This is a genomic window from Flavobacterium sp. H122 (assembly GCF_004959765.1).
Taxonomy (GTDB): domain Bacteria; phylum Bacteroidota; class Bacteroidia; order Flavobacteriales; family Flavobacteriaceae; genus Flavobacterium.
In genome coordinates this window covers 1-858 of the sequence record NZ_SJZD01000031.1, presented here as the reverse complement: position 1 = coordinate 858, position 858 = coordinate 1, and the positions used below count along the sequence as shown (strand labels likewise).

The 858-nt window shown below is 41.3% G+C and carries 1 protein-coding gene; it reads right to left on the bottom strand.

Features of this window, described 5'->3' with window-relative positions:
• Nucleotides 1-858, bottom strand: an 858-nt coding sequence (locus tag EZM65_RS15365; protein ID WP_136669441.1) for a beta-ketoacyl synthase N-terminal-like domain-containing protein, incomplete at both ends; no start/stop codon positions are given.

Here is an 858-nt window from a genome sequence, read left to right as displayed (position 1 = left end):
GACGGTACTCTTCTATAACAATGTGTGCATTGGCCCCGCCAAATCCAAAACTGCTTATCCCCGCTATTCTTGGCTTATTATTTTCTGTCAGCCAAGCTTTGGTCTCTTTTTGCAAATAAAATGGACTGCCTGTTAATTTCAAATACTCATTAGGTGTCTCTAATTGCGGATTACCTGGCAGAGTTTTATATTTCATAGATAGCAGAACTTTCATTACACCACCCATACCAGCTGCCGCTTCCAAATGCCCAATATTTGCCTTAACACTCCCAATTCCACAATAAGCAGCTTCCGGCTGACTTAGATGTCGCTCTTTGTATAATTCTTTAAAAGCTGATTTTAAACCTTCAACCTCTATTGGATCTCCCAATGGGGTACCTGTCCCATGGGCTTCTATGTAACTAACATCTCTTGGATCTATATCTGCCGTTGTATAAGCCTTTATTAATAAATCTTTTTGAGCATTAGGATTCGGTGAGGTCAAAGTATTGGCTTTCCCGCCATGATTCTCAGCACTTCCCCGAATAAGACCGTAAATATGATCCCCATCTTGTTCCGCTTTAGCCAGAGATTTCAATATTACAACACCTACTCCTTCTCCTCGTACGTAACCATTGGCTCTTTGATCAAATGATTTACATTTACCGTCCTCACTTAACATTCCTGCCTGGCTAAACGATAATGTCAGTTCCGGTGACAACAATGCATTTACTCCGCCGGCAATAGCCATATCACAACGTCCGTTTCGGATACTTTCAACCGCTTTATGAATTGCGATCAGGGAACTCGAACAAGCTGTATCGATTGGTTCACTTGGGCCATGAATATCAAGTAAATAAGATATTCGGTTAACGAGTA